Source organism: Rhizobium sp. NFR03, assembly GCF_900111275.1.
Lineage (GTDB): Bacteria > Pseudomonadota > Alphaproteobacteria > Rhizobiales > Rhizobiaceae > Ferranicluibacter.
The window spans coordinates 352,900-370,525 of the sequence record NZ_FOGR01000003.1; the positions used below are offsets into that span (position 1 = coordinate 352,900).

The 17,626-nt window shown below is 63.0% G+C and carries 13 protein-coding genes; 6 read left to right on the forward strand and 7 right to left on the reverse strand.

Going from position 1 to position 17,626, the window contains the following annotated elements; translation table 11 throughout:
- Positions 1-103: 103 nt before the first annotated feature.
- From BSG19_RS26045 to BSG19_RS11450, 3 genes are all read left to right on the forward strand, one after another.
- The gene (locus tag BSG19_RS26045) at positions 104-1,645 is read left to right on the forward strand and encodes a sensor histidine kinase (RefSeq protein ID WP_170865935.1); all 1,542 of its coding nucleotides are present in this window, start codon (positions 104-106) and stop codon (positions 1,643-1,645) included.
- Positions 1,638-1,994 carry a response regulator gene (locus BSG19_RS11445; protein ID WP_092987912.1) on the forward strand — a complete coding sequence of 119 codons (357 nt, stop codon included), beginning with the start codon at positions 1,638-1,640 and terminating at the stop codon, positions 1,992-1,994. Before BSG19_RS26045 ends, BSG19_RS11445 begins: the two co-directional genes overlap by 8 nt.
- A gap of 205 nt (positions 1,995-2,199) precedes the next feature.
- Positions 2,200-2,430 (forward strand): hypothetical protein, encoded by a 231-nt coding sequence (locus BSG19_RS11450; protein ID WP_092987914.1) that lies wholly within the window; start codon positions 2,200-2,202, stop codon positions 2,428-2,430.
- A 75-nt stretch (positions 2,431-2,505) separates the two neighbouring features.
- Here BSG19_RS11450 and BSG19_RS11455 read toward each other — a convergent pair whose 3' ends face one another.
- From BSG19_RS11455 to BSG19_RS11465, 3 genes are all read right to left on the reverse strand, one after another.
- Positions 2,506-2,886, reverse strand: a complete 381-nt coding sequence (locus tag BSG19_RS11455; RefSeq protein WP_092987916.1) for a CAP-Gly domain protein — start codon at positions 2,884-2,886, stop codon at positions 2,506-2,508.
- A gap of 241 nt (positions 2,887-3,127) precedes the next feature.
- Complete coding sequence (locus BSG19_RS11460) at positions 3,128-6,607, reverse strand: ATP-binding protein (protein WP_092987917.1); 3,480 nt, start codon at positions 6,605-6,607, stop codon at positions 3,128-3,130.
- The gene (locus BSG19_RS11465; RefSeq protein WP_092988460.1) at positions 6,607-7,887 is read right to left on the reverse strand and encodes a metallophosphoesterase family protein; all 1,281 of its coding nucleotides are present in this window, start codon (positions 7,885-7,887) and stop codon (positions 6,607-6,609) included. The genes BSG19_RS11460 and BSG19_RS11465 overlap by 1 nt, the downstream gene beginning before the upstream one ends.
- A gap of 236 nt (positions 7,888-8,123) precedes the next feature.
- On the opposite strand from BSG19_RS11465, the gene BSG19_RS11470 reads away from it, so the two are divergent.
- Positions 8,124-8,603 (forward strand): MarR family winged helix-turn-helix transcriptional regulator, encoded by a 480-nt coding sequence (locus tag BSG19_RS11470; RefSeq protein ID WP_092987919.1) that lies wholly within the window; start codon positions 8,124-8,126, stop codon positions 8,601-8,603.
- A 106-nt stretch (positions 8,604-8,709) separates the two neighbouring features.
- Here BSG19_RS11470 and BSG19_RS11475 read toward each other — a convergent pair whose 3' ends face one another.
- The 3 genes from BSG19_RS11475 to lon all read right to left on the reverse strand — a co-directional run bounded on the left by BSG19_RS11475 (position 8,710) and on the right by lon (position 14,137).
- The gene (locus tag BSG19_RS11475) at positions 8,710-10,902 is read right to left on the reverse strand and encodes an esterase-like activity of phytase family protein (protein WP_092987921.1); all 2,193 of its coding nucleotides are present in this window, start codon (positions 10,900-10,902) and stop codon (positions 8,710-8,712) included.
- A 261-nt stretch (positions 10,903-11,163) separates the two neighbouring features.
- Positions 11,164-11,439 (reverse strand): DNA-binding protein HupB, encoded by a 276-nt coding sequence (gene hupB / locus BSG19_RS11480; protein WP_062468444.1) that lies wholly within the window; start codon positions 11,437-11,439, stop codon positions 11,164-11,166.
- Positions 11,440-11,716: 277 nt separating this feature from the next.
- Positions 11,717-14,137, reverse strand: a complete 2,421-nt coding sequence (gene lon / locus BSG19_RS11485) for an endopeptidase La (protein WP_244529207.1) — start codon at positions 14,135-14,137, stop codon at positions 11,717-11,719.
- A 433-nt stretch (positions 14,138-14,570) separates the two neighbouring features.
- Here lon and BSG19_RS11490 point away from each other — a divergent pair, with 433 nt between their 5' ends.
- Positions 14,571-15,389, forward strand: coding sequence for a helix-turn-helix transcriptional regulator (locus BSG19_RS11490; RefSeq protein WP_244529208.1), 819 nt, complete (start codon positions 14,571-14,573; stop codon positions 15,387-15,389).
- A gap of 97 nt (positions 15,390-15,486) precedes the next feature.
- On the forward strand, positions 15,487-16,068 hold the full coding sequence (locus tag BSG19_RS11495; RefSeq protein ID WP_280142401.1) for a YbhB/YbcL family Raf kinase inhibitor-like protein: 582 nt from the start codon (positions 15,487-15,489) through the stop codon (positions 16,066-16,068).
- A 78-nt stretch (positions 16,069-16,146) separates the two neighbouring features.
- Here BSG19_RS11495 and clpX read toward each other — a convergent pair whose 3' ends face one another.
- Positions 16,147-17,424 (reverse strand): ATP-dependent Clp protease ATP-binding subunit ClpX, encoded by a 1,278-nt coding sequence (gene clpX, locus BSG19_RS11500; protein ID WP_092987925.1) that lies wholly within the window; start codon positions 17,422-17,424, stop codon positions 16,147-16,149.
- Positions 17,425-17,626 lie beyond the last annotated feature (202 nt).

The following is a 17,626-nucleotide window of genomic DNA, read 5'->3' on the forward strand; positions in this document are numbered from 1 at the left end:
ATCTTGCCAGATGAAGTGACATTGCTATTTCGTCATACCAATGAGACGCGCGCCGCTGCTGCCGCCGTCTCACCGACAGACGGACTGAAAAACGGTGGTGGGAATGGCCGAGAACAACCGGGCCGAAGGGGCTTTTGCCACAGGCGGGACGGACGGAGCCGAAGACGCATTCGCTTTCCTTGGAAAAGGCGGCGAAATCAGGCGGCTGATCCGTGAATTCGATTGGGGCTCCACGCCGCTCGGGCGGGTCGAGACATGGCCCGGCAGCCTCCGCACCGCGACGGCCCTTCTTCTTCAGTCACCCGTCCCGATCGTCATGCTCTGGGGCGAGCATGGCATCATGATCTATAACGATGCCTATTCCGGCTTTGCAGGCAAGCGGCATCCGCAGCTTCTGGGATCCCGCGTGCGGGAGGGCTGGGCCGAGATTGCCGACTTCAACGACAATGTGATGAGGGTCGGGCTCTCGGGGGGAACGCTTGCCTATCGCGATCAGGAACTGACGCTGCATCGTCGCGGCGTGCCGGAACAGGTCTGGATGAACCTCGATTATTCCCCGGTGCTCGACGAGACCGGCACGCCGGCAGGCGTCATCGCCATCGTCGTGGAGACGACGAGCGAGGTTCTGGCCCGTCAGCGGATCGCGCGGGAGCACGAGCGACTGCTGCAACTCTTCGCACAGGCACCGACCTTCATGGCCATGTTGCGCGGCGAGAACCATGTGTTCGAGCTCGTCAACCCCAACTACCAGACGCTGATCGGCGAGCGCGACGTGATCGGCAAGCCGGTCAAAGAGGCATTGCCGGAGCTTGCCGATCAAGGCTTCGGCGCGCTCCTCGATCAGGCCTATCGGTCCGGCGAGCCCATCAGCCGCTGGTCCGAGCGCCTCATTCTTGTCCGCTCGAAGGAGGCGGGACCAGAGGAACGCTTCGTCGATTTCGTCTACCAGCCGATTACCGCCGACAGCGGCGAGGTGACGCATATCTTCGTGCAGGGCTCTGACGTCACGGAGCGGGTCATCGCCGAGCATCGGCAACGTTTGCTGGTCAACGAGCTCAATCACCGGGTAAAGAACACGCTCGCCTCGGTGCAGGCGATCACGTCGCAGACCCTTCGCGGCGCCATGTCGCTGAAGGAGGCCTCCGATTCGATCAACGGCCGCATTCTCGCGCTGTCGCGGGCCCACAACATGCTGACCGCGCAGAACTGGACGGGTGCCGATCTGAACGAGGTGCTGGAGACGGCGCTTTCCACACATGACGATCCGGACCGCCCCCAGCTCGATGTCTCCTCCCCGCCCCTGCGCCTTGAGCCGCACGCAGCTCTGTCCATCGCGCTCGCGCTCCACGAGCTCGCCATCAACGCCGCGAAGTTCGGCGCTCTTTCGCGCGCGGAGGGCCGCGTCGAGATCGTGTGCGAGACAACTGTCGTAGAGGATCGGGAGATCTTCCGAATGACATGGCGCGAGATCGGCGGCCCCCCGGTGCAGACGCCGCAGCGGCGCGGCTTCGGTTCCCATCTTCTCGAGCGCGCCCTGCCTGCGGAGCTTTCTGGTCAGGTCCGCATCCACCACAGGCCGGATGGTCTCGTCTTCGAACTCGCCGCTCCGCTTTCCGCCGTCCGCGAAGGCGTCGGCCTTGAATAAGCTTGCCGGGAAACGCGTGCTGATCGTTGAGGACGAGATGCTGGTCGCGCTCCTCATCGAGGACTTCATTCTTCAGATCGGCTGCGAGATCGCCGGAATGGCCATGCGACTTGAGCCGGCCCTTGATCTTGCCCGGACCATCGATATCGATGTGGCAATCCTCGACATCAACCTTGCGGGAAAACCATCCTTCCCGGTCGCGGAAATGCTGCGAGAGCGCGGCATACCATTCGTTTTTGCCAGCGGTTATGGTGTTGCAGGCCTCGAAGGCTCCGGCATTTCGGCGCCGGTCTTGCAGAAGCCGTTCGATGTGAGCGATGTGAGGCGGCTTCTCGCAGGTGTGGTCTGAAGACCGTCACCTCACGCTCCGGCGATGTCACGAAACGGTCATTTCAACGTCATCGGGCTCGCGTAGTATCTTTCCAGATGTAGAATTCTTCAGAGCGCTTCGGAAATTTCACCGGCTCTACGATGATTGATAGGCCAGATCTGGTAATCGCCAGTTTCGCTCTGTCCTGTACAATCGCACGTCAGTCAAACCCGTGGAGATCATCATGCCCACAAGGGATTTCGGCCGTGTCGCCGATGGATGCCTGAATGCACGGCACGCCCCTCGCGGCGGCCATGCGCTGGAGCGCGTCTTCGAGGACCATTGCACGGCAGGCGCCGAGACCGGCGACGTTGCGGCTGCCCGCCGGATCCACGTCTTCCAGTGCGGCATGATCAGCGAAGCCGCGCTGCAGGACCTTCTGCAGGACAGCAACCGCCGCGGCGGCGAACGCTGAACACATTCCGTCGAAGCGGGCGCGCGCTGCTGCGTCATATGGCCGTATCGACGCAGGAACCCGTTAGCGCGGGTGTCAGGTATCCACCTTTTCCTTTTCCCGCTTCGGGGCGGCGCGCTTTGGCTCTTCGGGCGCCGGCGGCGAATAGGGCTTTTCCCCCTTTGGCGTCGGGGCCAGCAGGTTCTTCAGCGTCGAGAGGCGATCCTTCAGGAGAGGACGGAACCGCGTCGCGCGATAGGGCATATCGGCAGCGCCATAGCCCTCGGGGCCATCGTCATTGCCGCGATGAATTTCCTCGAGCTTCACGCCGATGAACTCGCCGTCGATGTAGTGGCTGTACGGCCCCACCCAGCGGATCGTGTAGATCTCGCCCTTGCGGATCAGCTGGTCGATCGAGACGTTCTTGAACTTGTCGTCGATGCAGACGACCTTCTGGCCGACGTGGAAATTGTTCATCGCTGCCTCCGGCCGAATGGCCACGCCTGGATAAGCAAAGCCTGTCACGCGAGCGTGCACCGACTTTCTGTCGCGATCTCCGTCCCGACGCCGTCATCTAAAGCGATGGGCGTCGAAGCTCGAAGATTGCCCGTGGCCGCCATGGTGAGAAAGGCTGACACGCTACATCCCTATAGTGCCTGATGCCATCGGCCTGCAAGAGCGGCGCAGGACGTATGGTTGCCATCGGCTCCGCAACGCCTCATAGCCGGTGCAGCACCACATCCGGGCAGGCTTTGCGCGCGATCTCGCACAGGTGTTCATGGTGGGTCAGATAGATCACCTGCCCCACACCCGCCATGTCGGCCATCAGCCGGAAGGCGTGGAAGGCGCGGGCGTCGTCGAAGGTTTCCATGATATCGTCAGCGATGAACGGCAAAGCTTCACGCTGGGCACTGATTTCGTGGAAGCCGGCCATGCGCAGCGCGAGGTAGAGCTGGAAGCGCGTTCCTTTCGAGAGATCCTTCGCAAGCTTCGTCGCGCCCGAAGCGGAACGGACCAGCAGGAACTCCGCACCCTTCTCCATCTCGGTCGAAAGACCCTCATATTCCCCGCCGCTGATGGTGGCGAAAGCTGTGGATGCCCTCTGCATCATGGCGCTGCGGTGCCGCTCCCGATAGAGGCGCAGCGCCATATCGGCGGCAAGCAAGCCGGAACGCAGTCGGAGATAGGCCAGCGCCTGCTCCTCGATATCGGCAAGCACCGTGCGGCGGCGCTCCTCGATATGGGCGGCTGCATCGTCGCCGGCCGCCTTCTCAAGTCCGCGCACCGCATCGCGCAGTTCGGCATGGCGGTCCTGCACCATCCGGTCGGCTTCATCGTGACGCGCGGCGAGTTCAGCCTCCTCGCGGCGAAGCCCGTCCTCGTCCAGAGCGACGAGAACCATCTCCGCCTCCTCTGCCGAGCCAACGCGCAAACGTCCGGCAAGGTCGGCCTCGGCTTCGACAATGCGCTCCCGCAGCCGCGTCCGGGCTTTCGCGGTTTCGAGGTGGGCGGCGACATCACCGAGTTCCGTGCAGCCGAAGAAGGCGAGCATATCGCGCTTGCCGGCCTCGTGCCGCTCCTGCTTTTCGGCCAGCGCCTGCGCCTCGCGCTCGCGCTCCTCCAGCTCGGTCGATAGCCGGTCGAACAGCGTTTCCACATGCTCGGCATCGGCCACCCTCTGCTGCAACGCCGTGAAGACCGCCAGGGGATCGTCGCCGGCCGGCAGATCCAGCCGCGTACAACAGCCGGAAATGACATTCGCGAAGGCTGTCTGGTCGCGGCCCATCGCCTCGATGCGATGGTCGAAATCGTTGCGCCGCTGCACCAGGCGATCGATCTCGGCGAGAACCGCCAGCGTCGGCATCACTTCGACCGGGCTCGGCACCACGCCATCGCGTGCCAGCCAGAGGCCCGAGAGACCTTCGCTCCATGCATCCGCCCATGCGGCCATCGCGGCATCGGCCGCGTCCGCATCGCCACGGCGCGATGCGAGGGCCGATGCCGTCCGATTCAGGTTTTCGGACAGCGTCCGCCCCTCGGCTGCCTCGGCCTGCGCCGCCATGAGAAGACGCTCGCCGAAGGCCAGCGCCGTCTCGAAATCGTCGGGCAGGGAAACGTCATTGCCGAAAGCCACGGCAAGCCGCGCCATGGCCCGTGCCTCATCGGCATCCGCCTGGGCCAGCTTCTGACGTATCGCGCGCAATGCGGTGCGTGTCTCCAGCGCCTTCAGCCGGCGTTGTAGCCACTCCTCCAGCCGTGCCAGCGACAGATCAGCGGGAAGATTGCAGGCGGTGGCCGCGGCAGCGATGGCGGCATCCAGCACGCTCCGCTCTGCGATCAGTTCCGCGCGCTGCTGGTCGTACGCCGTCTGCCGTGCAGTGAGGTCGGCAATGGTCACCGCCAGAGCACGGCTGCGGGCGATATGCTCGGTCTGGGTCAGCCGCAGGGCGCTCGCCTGATCGTCCTTGTCGAGCGCGGCTTCGAACTGATCGGCCGTGTCGGGCGTCAGCGCGTGCCGATGAGCCTGCCACGCCGCACTGCGCGCGAGACGCAGTGCGGCAACACGCGCATCGTCAGCAAATTCCGCCTGAACGAGAAGCGTCTCCCGCTCCGCCTGCGCGGCGGCCCGTTGCAGCGCAATGTCCGCGCGTCGCTCGTCGAGCCGGCGCAGGCGGTCGCTCGACGTCTCGTTCCTGAAAGACCAGTCGGCAAGATCACCTTCCGCCGGAACCGGTGCGAGCGCAAGGCTTTCGGCATCGTGACGGCCCGGCAGCGCCGCCAGCTGGTCGGCCAGAAGGTCCTCCAGCCGCGCCGCTTCCTCGCTCGCAGCCTTCTGCCGGAGCGGAAAATCCTCGCGCCGCAACGCTCGCAGCAGATCGGACAGAACCTGTGGATCGCTGGTCGTCGTCAACGCGGAGGCCTGTCCGGCCGGCTTGTCGCCAGCCGCCTCGACCCGTTCGGCCGCCTCGCGATGGGCGGCCTCAGCCATTCCAAATTCCCGACGTGCCGCCTCCTGCCGCTCCGACAGGCGTGCGTGCGTCTCGGCGAGCGCACGCAGCTTGCCGATGGTTGCTGCCGGAATGAGGAGCGTCGCCGGGTTTTCATCCACGCCAAGGCCGAGTTGCAGCAGCCGCGCGGCGAGTTCGGCGGAAACCGCCGCCCTGTCCTGCCTGCGCGATGGCATGTCCTGCGCCGCCGTGCGGTAGCGGGCCTCCAGCCCCGAGCTTTCCAGATGGCGCAGGTCGGCGCGCAGGGCGAGTACAGTCTCGTCGCGCGCGAGGAGGTCGCGCTCCTGCGTGCGGCGAGCGATGTCCGCAGCGATCTGCGTCAGGCGCGTGCCGATCTCGGTTTCCGCCCGCATCAGCTCCGGCAGCATCTGGTGCCAGACGGCCGGCGGGTCCGGCAGGTCGCTGAGCGTCGCCAGTTCGCTGCGCAGCGCCCGAAGACGCAAGAGCAGCGGCAGGCCGTCGAGCTTCGCCTTCACGCCATCCCACTGAACGCGCAGCCCGGCGCGCGCGGCAAGCGCCGCCTCGTGCCGCTCGATTGCAAGATCGCGCGTCTTGCGCAACGCCGAATATTCCCGCTGGCTGACATCGATGGCCGCCCGCTCGTCCTTCAGCGCATCCAGTTCCGCCTTCAGCTCGGCCAGCCGGTGCTTGCGCGCCTGCGGGCGATAGAAGGCGTCCGTGCGGCCCTTCAGGTCGGCCATGACGCCCGTCAGGTCCGGCAGGCCCGAACTGGCGGAGAACAGCAGAGAGCCAAGCTCGCCCTCGCTCCGCAGAATGCTTTCGCCGCCCTTTTCGATGCTGTCATCGTCGAGCGAGAACATGAGCTGATAGGTTGCACGATCCACCGTGCCGAAGGCGTTGGCGAGAAGCCCTTCGGGCAGCGGCTGCTCGCTCCCGTCTATCAGCGTGTTCTGCTGACGCTTCACACGAAACAGGGACTGGCTGCGCCCGCCGGTCTCCACCGTCGCACCAATGCGCATGGCGGGGTACGGATGCAGGAAATTGTAGGGGCTGCGGCCTTCGATACCGAAGAACAGATCGAGCACGGCCGAAAACAGCGTGGATTTTCCTGCCTCGTTCGGCCCGTAGACCAGATGCAGGTCGGGCTTGCCCGCCCGGGTCGGGCCGAAATCAAGCTGCTTGCCGGTAAACTTGCCGTAGCGGACAAGATCGAGTGCTGAAAGGCGCATTAGCGATCTCCCTCACCCGCCCGCACATGCGCCAGCACCTCGTCGCTGCCGTCTCGCGCAATCTCGGCGAGGAGAGCTTCGACGGTCGCCTCGTCCGTCCCGAAGGTCTCCCGGAGTTCCCGCGGTAGCTGGCCGAGAAGCTCCGTCATCAGGTCGGCCGCCTGCTGGCGGAACCCGTGCGACACAAGGACATCGCTATGGATCAGCGCCGACAGTTCGGCGGCGGGATCGAGCCCCGTATCCGTTCCGCCTGCCGCCGCCGTTTCCGGAGCATGGCAGTCGATCTCGACCTTCTCCACCCAGCAGCCGGGCAAGGCATTGGCAAGACCTGTCACCTCGTCCATCAGAAAGGCGGGGTCGCGCTTCAGACGGAAGGCGAGCGACGTGGCGCCCGTCAGATGCAGCCGCAGGATCAGGTGTTGGGCACCGGCCGCTGTCACGCGGCGCGCAAGATCGTCACCGACGCGGACAAGAAGTTCGCGCCATTCCGTGACACCGGTGAGATCTATGATCGCCCGCTCGAAAACGGCGCCGCCAATGCGGCGCTCGTCATGATGGATTGCGCCGCCAGCCTCGATCGTCACGAGCGTCACGCTCTTCGCCCCGGCCTCGTTGATATCGCGGCCTTGCGGCATGCCGGGCATGACGATCAGCGGCGTTTCGCTGTGGACGAGCCGATGGTGGACATGGCCGAGCGCCCAATAATCGAAGCCATGAGACGCCAGGTCCGCCACGCTGCAAGGCGCATAGAGATCGTGTCCCGGCGCACCGGCAAGGCTCGTGTGCAGCATGCCGATATTCACCGCATCGGCCTGCGGAACCGGGAAGGATGGCAACAGACTGTCCGGCGCGTGCGGCTGGTCGAAGCCGATGCCATGAATATAGACCCCGCGCCCGTCGGCAAGCGTTGCCGCCTTGACCGATTTCGCGCGATTGGAAAACACATGCACATTATCGGGAAAGGTCAGCTCGCGGCGGATGGCGGACTGGTTGTCGTGATTGCCGCGAATGACGAAGACGCGCACCCCGGCCGCTTCCAGCCGGCGCATCTCGCCCATCAGAAACAGCGCCGTGTTCATCGAGGTCTGCGAGCCATCATAGAGATCGCCGGCAATCAGCAGGGCATCGACCGCCTCTGCGATGCAGAGATCGACGATAGCCGTCAACGCCGCGCGGGTTGCGCCACGGACATGCTCGGCGAGCTCACCATTGCGGAGCGCCAGACTGCGGAGGGGAGAATCGAGGTGAAGATCTGCGGTGTGAACGAAGCGGAAAGCCATGCCCGACCATGGCCCCGCCGACATATGAACGTCAATCGTTTCGGTCCGGGAGGTCTCGTCTTTCCACCGGACCGTGCAGCAGCGCGACGTTCGGCAGTGTGATACAGGAACCGCGGAGATGGGCTCCGTCCGGCGGCTGTGGCACTGCCGACACCGCCGCCGGGTTTCGGGTGCCCTGCCTTGACATCGCCGTGAAGGCATTTGACATGGACCCTCATAACGTCCATTTCCAGTCTATGAAAACGACCTTCGACGTCTCCGACAAGCTGTTCGAGCTCTATCACCGCGTTCATCGGCTCATCAACCAGTCAATGACGGAAGAAGGCGTGTCGCTGGCCCGCAGCAAATTTCTGTTCTTCCTGAACAAGCTTGGCCCATGCCGCTCGACAGATATTGCCTGCGCGCTCAACTTTGCTCCACGCACCGTAACCGAGGCAATCGACGGGCTGGAGCGGGACAAGCTTGTGGTACGCCAGCCGGATCCCGAGGATCGTCGCGCGAAGATCGTTTCCATCACCGATGTCGGACGTATCGCGCTGGAGGCTGCCGAGCACCCGCGCAAGCAGCTGATCGAAGAGATCTTCTCGGCCCTCGATGACGAACAGCTGGACCAGTTGCACGAGATCGTCAGCAAGCTTGTGCGCCGCACGGATGAGATCCGCGAGCGGCGGGAGCAAGAGGAGGCCGTAGGGCCTGCGGCGGCTCGAGAGGCCTGAGGCCAAAGCGCCAAGGCCAACGCGACATCGTCCCGGTCTCGCACCGACCGGGCCCGCAAGTGCAGGCCCGGCATTATCATCCCCGGCACGACCGCGGCGCTCGTCATTACATCGCGTCGATCTTGCCGATGCTCCAGAACATCGTCTCGCCCGAGCTATCGTCCACACCGTCATTGTCGGTCACGACGAAGCCGGTTCCGGCTTCATCGATCGTAAAGCCCTCGACCTTATCGAGAACATAGCCGTTGAGCTTCTTCAGGTCAGGAAGCAGATCGCGAAACTCTTCCTTGGCGACGACCGGCAGCGGGCCGCCGATTTTGGCGGGCTTCAACGCGCTCAGCGCCACGCGATAGATTTTCTTCAGCTTTGCAGCCTGACCCACGAGGTTGTCGCGCTCGATGACATAGGCGTAGTTGCCGTGAATGGTGATTTCGGAGAGACCGACCCAGCCATCACCCTTCTTCTCCAGCGGATAGCGCACCGCGCCCCATTCCTCGGACTTCGGATTGTAGGAGACAAGCTTGACGAAGCCCTTCTCGTCGTCCTTCCATTCGCGCTGCACGGCCATCCACAGCGTGGTGTCGTCGCCCTCGCCCGCCACGGTGATGCCTTCGAAGCCGTAGCGTGTCTCGGATGCACGCAAGGCTTCCGGCAACGCGATTTCCTTCTTGATCTGGCCCTTCGCGTTTACCTGATACAGCGCATGCGGCACCAGCTTGTCGGAATTTCCCTCCGACGCGAGCCAGAAGCCGTCGGCCGTTGCGACGATACCCTCGATATCGAGCTTCTGTGCGGGTGCGCCGTCGCGGGTGATCGTCAGCGCATCCGTGATCTCGGCCGGGGTCTTTGTCGTGTCGATGGTGAAGATGCGCGGTTCGGCGCCATAGACGGAGTCGCTGACGGCATAGAGCTTGCCCGGCTGGCCGGGAACCGCGGACAGGCCGGACAGTGCGCCGAAGCCGATCGGCACGCCGTCCTTCTCTACGGAACGGATCTGCGGATAGGCCGGCTGGCCCTCCTTGCGCTCGTAGATCATGACATGCGAGCGCGCCGCACCGTCCTCGACAAGATCCGCCTCATTGGCGGTCACCAGCAGGTTGCGGGCGGGAATGGCAACGCCGCCTTCCGGCGAGATGCCCGAGGGGAGCAGCTGCAGCAGTTCAGGTTCAGCGCCCGTATCCTTGTAGACGCCGACGAGCGATGCCCGTTCCGCCAGCACGAAGAACAGCCGGTCTTGCCCGAACGTCGCGGCTTCCAGGCCCTCCGGCTCGATGCCCTTGGCAGCGGAGCGCTTCTCCGGGTAATGCCCGATGGCAGCGGCGGCATGCTCGAGGCTTGCTGCGGCCTCGTAAAGCACCTTGCCGCTCGTGTCGAAGATGGTGAAGCTGCGCGAGCCACCCTTCCAGTCGCCCTCGTTGGCAACGACCAGCCTGTCGTCATCGAGCCACTTCACCGCGTCCGGCTCCCGCGCCACACCCTTCAGCGATCCTGTGAAGGAGAGCTTGCCGTCGCGCTTCGTATCGACCTTGTCCAGATCCACGGTGCCGGCCGAGAAATGCGAAACGACGTCACCCGAGCGACCGTCGAGAATGACGATATGGTTGTTCTCCTGCAAGGTCAGCGCGATCTGATCCTTGCCGTTGAAGGACACGAATTCCGGCTCCGGATCGTCACCGCCGACCGCGGCAAGACCGGTTAGCGAGACGTGGCGGATCGTCGCGCAATCCGGCGTGCCATCGGCGAGCTTCACGATGACGAGGTCGCCCGCCGGCATCTGCGGCAGCGCTCCGTCGTTCACCTTCTCGTCGCGCTCGTTCTCGATGGCGATGGCGGCAATCGTGCGGTCCTTGTTCACCGCGACCGAATCGGGCTGGCCGCCAAGTTCGCAGCTTGAGGTAACCTTGCGGCCGGCAATATCGACCGCGGCGAGAACGCCCGACGGGTTGGCGTGGTCGGGGCTCGTGTTGACGGCGACGAGCGCCTTCGTTCCGGCGACGGTGACCGATGTCGGCTCGCCATCGAAGGAGACGATGCCGCCGGCCTTCGGTGCGGATGCATCCGTGATATCGATGAAGCCAATGGCCTTCAGCGGGCTATCGGAATAGATCAGCGTGTTGCCGTCTTCCGTGGCGGTCACGATCTCGGCCGACGTCACGGTCTTGCGGTCGGTCCCGGCCGGCAGATTGTCCGCGACAGCAAAGGACGAGATGCGGTTGAAGACAGGTTCGGCAAAAGCACTGCCGGCAACCGAGGTCGCAAGCAGGGCCGCAAGTGCAGCGGTGACAGATACGGTTTTCATGAGACATCCCCTCGGCGTTCAAGCGGCGGTTCAAGCCGCGTAGCCGCTTGCATCCTTGCGCGCGGCACATGCCGAGGTTTCTGGAGCGCCCGCATGACAGGGGAATGACAGAGACGAAAAAGGCCCGGGAAAACCCGGGCCTGAAGAGAGGGGCGCTGTATGAGAAGCCTCCCCGGCCAGGCCATACAATACAGGGACAGACCCGTGATTGCGTAGCCCGGCGATAAAGAGGGCGAAGCGATCGGCTTCGCCCGAAAATGCTCAGGAGTTCACAGCGTCCTTGAGGCCCTTGCCGGCCGCAAACTTCGGAACGTTGCGAGCAGGGATATCGACTTCCGCACCGGTGGAGGGGTTGCGGCCCTTGGAGGCTTCGCGGCGGCTCACGGTGAAGTTGCCGAAGCCGACGAGGCGAACGTCGCCGCCGTTCTTCAGTTCACCCTGGATCACGTCGAACAGAGCTTCGACAGACGCTGCTGCCTCTTTGTTCGTGATGCCGGCCTTTTCGGCAACAGCCGATACGAGCTCATTCTTGTTCATGTTTCCACCCTTTCAACTTGGTCCGAAACCACTTGTTTTCGGGCGGCCGCGCCAGTGTCGCAGCGGTCGCCTTGGCAACCCAATCGCGCCGAATGCCCGGAAATGCAAGGCTTTGCGGTGCATTTTACGAAAAAAGACCGGCGCGAGGGCCGGTCTTCCACTGTTTAAGCGATGAATGACGGTGCGAGCACGCTCTCATGACACCTTTGAATCGGCCCCGCCGCCAGCGACAGGCCTCCCGGAGAGACAGCGAAGCCGCCTCTCCGGGTGATGTCACTCAGTGAGCAAAGCCCGTCGTGGTTTCGTCCGTATCGGCCGCAACCTTGACCGGGGTGACGTTCTTCGCCGGATCCCATTCGATGGCTTCCGGCATGCGGACCAGAGCGTGCTTCAAAACTTCGCCGATCAGCGACACGGGGATGATCTCCATGTTGTTCTTCACATTGTCCGGAATCTCCGCCAGATCCTTGGCGTTCTCTTCCGGAATGAGCACCTTCTTGATCCCCCCACGAAGAGCTGCAAGCAGCTTTTCCTTGAGGCCGCCGATCGGCAGAACCCGGCCGCGCAAGGTGATCTCACCCGTCATGGCCACGTTCTTGTCGACCGGAATGCCCGTCATGATCGAGACGATGGCGGTTGCCATCGCGACGCCTGCCGATGGGCCGTCCTTCGGGGTTGCCCCTTCGGGAACGTGGACGTGGATGTCGCTCGTGTCGAAACGCGGCGGCTCGATGCCGAAGTCGATCGCACGCGAGCGGACATAGGACGCCGCTGCCGAAATCGATTCCTTCATCACGTCCTTCAGGTTGCCCGTCACCGTCATGCGGCCCTTGCCGGGCATCATCACGCCTTCGATCGTCAGCAGTTCGCCGCCGACCTCGGTCCAGGCCAGACCCGTGACCACGCCCACCTGGTCAGTGCGCTCGGCTTCGCCATGGCGGAAGCGCGGAACGCCCAGATAGTCGTTGATATTCTCGGCCGTCACCTGAATGCTCGTGGCCTTGCCCTTGAGGATTTCGGTCACTGCCTTGCGGGCGAGCTTCATAAGCTCGCGCTCGAAGGAGCGAACGCCCGCCTCGCGGGTATAGGTCTGGATCACCGCCATCAGCGCGCCGTCCGTCACCGAGAATTCGGCAGGCTTCAGGGCGTGATCGGCGATGGCCTTCGGCAGGAGGTGCCGCTTGGCGATCTCCAGCTTTTCCTCTTCCGTGTAGCCGGCAATACGGATGACTTCCATACGGTCCATCAAGGGCGCAGGGATGTTCAGCGTGTTCGCCGTCGTGATGAACATCACGTTCGAAAGGTCGTATTCGACCTCCAGATAGTGGTCCATGAACGTTGCGTTCTGTTCCGGATCGAGCACCTCGAGAAGCGCCGACGACGGATCGCCACGGAAGTCCTGACCCATCTTGTCGATTTCATCGAGCAGGAACAGCGGGTTGGACTTCTTGGCCTTCTTCATCGACTGGATGACCTTGCCGGGCATCGAGCCGATATAGGTGCGGCGGTGACCGCGGATTTCCGCCTCGTCCCGAACGCCACCGAGTGCCATGCGGATGTATTCACGGCCTGTAGCCTTGGCGATGGAGCGGGCAAGCGAGGTCTTGCCGACGCCCGGAGGACCGACGAGGCACAGGATCGGCCCCTTGATCTTCTGCGAACGCGCCTGCACGGCCAGATACTCGACGATCCGTTCCTTGACCTTGTCGAGGCCGAAGTGATCGAGCTCAAGCACCTTTTCGGCGGCATTGAGGTCGGTCTTGACCTTCGACTTCTTGTTCCACGGAATGCCCGTCAGCCAGTCCAGATAATTGCGCACGACGGTGGCTTCCGCCGACATCGGGCTCATCTGGCGCAGCTTCTTCATCTCGGCGTCGGCTTTTTCCCGCGCTTCCTTGGAGAGCTTGGCCTTGTTGATCTTGTCTTCCAGTTCGGCCATCTCGTCGCGGCCTTCCTCGCCGTCGCCGAGTTCCTTCTGGATCGCCTTCATCTGTTCGTTGAGGTAGTATTCGCGCTGGGTCTTCTCCATCTGGCGCTTGACGCGCGAGCGGATGCGCTTCTCGACCTGAAGAACGGAGATCTCGCCTTCCATGAAGCCGAGCGCCTTTTCAAGGCGTCCCTTCACGCTCGTCGTTTCCAGCATTTCCTGCTTCTCGACGATCTTGATGGAGAGATGCGAGGCGACCGTATCGGCCAGCTTCGAGTAGTCCTCGATCTGGCTGGCAGCACCGACAACCTCGGGCGAAATCTTCTTGTTGAGCTTCACGTAGCTCTCGAACTCGGAGACAACGGAGCGCGACAGCGCCTCGATCTCGACCGGGTCCTCGGCAGGTTCGGCCAGCGGATGCGCCATCGCCTCGTAGAATTCCTCACGGCGCGTATAGCCGTCGATTTCCGCGCGCGAGCGGCCCTCGACCAGCACCTTTACGGTGCCGTCAGGCAGCTTCAAGAGTTGAAGCACGTTGGCGATGGTGCCGATCTGGTAGATCGCAGAGGGCTCCGGATCGTCATCGCCGGCGTTGATCTGGGTGGCAAGCATGATCTGCTTGTCGGTGCCCATGACCTCTTCCAAGGCACGGATCGACTTTTCGCGACCCACGAAGAGGGGCACGATCATATGGGGGAACACCACGATGTCACGCAGGGGAAGGACTGGGAAGGTCCCGCTCTCGGCTGCCGGAGACGTTTTGTTCGTCATGTCATTTCCTTTCCGTCCCGTTTCCGGGAGCGTTACCCGAAGCACTTCAAGGGTGCTTCCGGTCATCACTTTTTCCACTGTCAGAAGTGGAGGTTGCGAGACCCGTTTTCAACCCTTCGACGGCCTGACCCAGCTGCAATCGAAGCGTATCGCACAGTAGAGGCTACGTTGCTGTCGCGGACCTTGCCGCGCATCTCGACGCCTCATGATTCGAACCTCCGGCACACGACACGAAACCGTCATATCATCGCGCTGCCGGGGTGATTTAGCAATGCTGTTATCAGCAGCCGGGCATGGGAACGCACGGATGTCCGCAATTTGGGGAGTGAACGAACACCTTGTGCCTCCTTGCCCGATCTGCGACCGTGCAATGCAGCGAACCTGATTGGCGGGACCTCCTTCGCCTCCATCAACTCTTCGATCCGGAGCCTGCGTGAACCTTCATTCCCGCCCTATGGAAGAGGCCTCCGAAACAGGCGGCGTCATATTGCTGTCAATCAGCCAAGCCACGGCGGCAACCTTTCCGGATCTCTTTATCGGGCTCGCCTTCCTGTGCTTCATCGAGGTTGGCTCCAAGCGCGTGACATGCCCGGTCAACGGAGAGATTATCGGCTGCGAGGGAGACCTCCTCGTCTTTCCGCCCGGCTCCATCGTGACATTGGAGAATCGCCCGGTATTGAACGCCACCTACCGCGCCGAGGGCGTCTACTTCTCACAGGAGCTTCTCGACTCGGTCTTTCCCGAGCAGCATCCGCGGTCAGCCCCTTCCGGCATCCACATCATCCGGGCCGAACCGCATCGGCCGGGCGCCATTCTCGACATCATACGGGAAACACTGTCGGCAACGGGCCTGCCGCCCGCAATCCGGCGTCATCGCCTGCTCGAACCTCTCATCTGGCTGCGGCATCAGGGCGTGCGTCTGCCCGCCCAAGCGGATCATCAGCCCATGATCCGCTTGCGCCATCTGCTGGAGACGGATCTGAGCCATCCCTGGCGGGCATCCGAAGTCGCGGACCATTTTGCCATGAGCGAGGCGACCCTTCGTCGCTGGCTTGGGCGATCGGAACAGGGATTTTCAAAGATCCTGCAGAACACCCGGCTGGAGAAGGGGCTCGCGCTGGTCCAGACGACGGGACTGCCTGTCTCGCAGATCGCGCTCGAATGCGGCTTCAAAACGCAGTCCCACTTTTCCGATGCTTTCCGGAAGCGGTTCGGCATCCAGCCCCGCGCGATTCGTATCGCCAGCGATTGAGCGTTTTTCGACAAATTTTGAAGGTCGGACGAAAGTGGCATCCGCTGCGGAAGGTTAGTCTGAGGTGTCTTGAACCATCTTCAGAAAGGACAGAAGCATGTCTTCCGCATTTATGAACCGCCGGTCGATCCTCATGGGGCTGGCCATGCTCGGGGCCATTTCCGTGCTCGGGGGTGCCGCCACGCGGGCCGAGGCGCAGGAGTTTCGGGTAACGAGCACGTCCATGAGCGAGGGCAGCCAGCTCTCTTCCGCTCAGGTCTTCAAGGGATTTGGCTGCGACGGCGGCAACACGTCTCCGCAACTTGCCTGGTCGGGGGCGCCGGCGGGTACCAAGAGCTTCGCCATCACGGCCTATGATCCGGACGCGCCGACAGGATCGGGATGGTGGCACTGGAACATCGTCGATATCCCGGCAGCAGAGACCGAGGTTGCCGCTGGCGCAAGTAGCACGGAGGCTCTTCCCAAGGGCGCTGTCGAACTCAGGAACGACTATGGGATCGTCGGGTTTGGAGGCGCCTGCCCGCCTCCCGGTGCTGTCCATCGCTATATCTTCTCCGTGCACGCCCTCAATGTCGAAACACTGGATCTGCCGAAGGATGCCAGCAACGCCCTTGCAGGCTTCATGATCGGCAGCGCCACACTCGCCATCACGCGCCTGACGGCTGTTTACAACAGGTAGGTCCCGCTCGACTTACCGACCCGGAAACGAAAAAGGGCCCGCATCGCTGCGAGCCCTTTTTCGTTCGATAAATCCGGATCAGGCCGAAACATTGGCCTTCTCGTCCGTGCGCTCCGAGTAGATGTAGAGCGGACGGGCGGAACCCTTGACGACCTCGTCGGAGATGACGACTTCGCGAACGCCTTCGAGTGTCGGCAGTTCGAACATCGTGTCGAGCAGGATCTTCTCCATGATCGAGCGAAGGCCGCGCGCGCCCGTCTTGCGGATGATGGCGCGCTTTGCGATTTCGCGCAGCGCATCCTCGTGGAACGTCAATTCCACATCTTCCATCTCGAACAGGCGCTGGTACTGCTTGATCAGCGCGTTCTTCGGCTCCGACAGGATCTGGATCAGCGCGTATTCATCGAGATCCTCCAGCGTCGCCAGCACGGGCAGACGGCCGATGAACTCCGGAATAAGGCCGAACTTCACCAGATCTTCCGGCTCCAGCTCGCGCAGGACTTCGCCGACGCGGCGATCTTCCGGCGCGCGGACAGCAGCGCCGAAGCCGATCGAGGTCTTCTCGCCACGGGCGGAGATGATCTTGTCGAGGCCGGCAAAGGCACCGCCGCAGATGAACAGAATGTTCGTCGTATCCACCTGCAGGAATTCCTGCTGGGGATGCTTGCGTCCGCCCTGCGGAGGAACCGAGGCCACGGTGCCTTCCATAATCTTCAGAAGCGCCTGCTGCACGCCCTCGCCCGAGACGTCCCTTGTGATCGAGGGATTGTCGGACTTGCGCGAGATCTTGTCGACTTCGTCGATGTAGACGATACCACGCTGGGCGCGCTCGACATTGTAGTCGGCCGACTGAAGCAGCTTCAGGATGATGTTCTCGACGTCCTCGCCGACATAGCCGGCTTCGGTCAGCGTCGTCGCATCGGCCATCGTGAAAGGCACGTCGATGATGCGGGCGAGCGTCTGGGCGAGATAGGTCTTGCCGCAGCCGGTCGGGCCGACGAGCATGATGTTTGACTTGGCCAGCTCGATGTCGCTGCCCTTGGCGGAATGCGCCAGGCGCTTGTAATGGTTGTGGACGGCAACCGACAGGATGCGCTTGGCCTGCTGCTGGCCGATCACGTATTCGTCGAGAACCTTGATGATTTCCTGCGGCGTGGGAACGCCATCGCGGGACTTCACCATCGAGGTCTTGTTTTCCTCGCGGATGATGTCCATGCACAGTTCGACGCATTCATCGCAGATGAAAACGGTCGGTCCGGCAATCAGCTTCCGGACTTCGTGCTGGCTCTTGCCGCAGAAGGAACAATACAGGGTATTCTTAGAGTCACCGCCGTTGCTGCCGCTGACTTTGCTCATTTCACTTTCCTTCCAGCACGCCGCGCGTCCCGTACGGGACGCAACGAACCACTCAAACCGCTCCGCAGACTGGCGCGCCGTTCAGCGTCAGTGCATTGCTTCCGGGAGTACGAACCGGCCGCATTCTCACGCGGACCGGCGGCAACTTCTCTCCCACCGAAAACCGAATGCTAAAACGCGAGAACTCAAGATAGCATTAACG

Bases quoted from the DNA above. Each gene is read 5' to 3' on its own strand.
- BSG19_RS11495 (WP_280142401.1), top strand. From the start codon at position 15,487: ATGTCTTCCGCATTTATGAACCGCCGGTCGATCCTCATGGGGCTGGCC.
- BSG19_RS11465 (WP_092988460.1), bottom strand. From the start codon at position 7,887: ATGGCTTTCCGCTTCGTTCACACCGCAGATCTTCACCTCGATTCTCCC.
- BSG19_RS11455 (WP_092987916.1), bottom strand. From the start codon at position 2,886: ATGAACAATTTCCACGTCGGCCAGAAGGTCGTCTGCATCGACGACAAG.
- clpX (WP_092987925.1), bottom strand. From the start codon at position 17,424: ATGAGCAAAGTCAGCGGCAGCAACGGCGGTGACTCTAAGAATACCCTG.
- BSG19_RS11470 (WP_092987919.1), top strand. From the start codon at position 8,124: ATGAAAACGACCTTCGACGTCTCCGACAAGCTGTTCGAGCTCTATCAC.
- hupB (WP_062468444.1), bottom strand. From the start codon at position 11,439: ATGAACAAGAATGAGCTCGTATCGGCTGTTGCCGAAAAGGCCGGCATC.
- BSG19_RS26045 (WP_170865935.1), top strand. From the start codon at position 104: ATGGCCGAGAACAACCGGGCCGAAGGGGCTTTTGCCACAGGCGGGACG.
- BSG19_RS11450 (WP_092987914.1), top strand. From the start codon at position 2,200: ATGCCCACAAGGGATTTCGGCCGTGTCGCCGATGGATGCCTGAATGCA.
- BSG19_RS11475 (WP_092987921.1), bottom strand. From the start codon at position 10,902: ATGAAAACCGTATCTGTCACCGCTGCACTTGCGGCCCTGCTTGCGACC.
- lon (WP_244529207.1), bottom strand. From the start codon at position 14,137: ATGACGAACAAAACGTCTCCGGCAGCCGAGAGCGGGACCTTCCCAGTC.
- BSG19_RS11460 (WP_092987917.1), bottom strand. From the start codon at position 6,607: ATGCGCCTTTCAGCACTCGATCTTGTCCGCTACGGCAAGTTTACCGGC.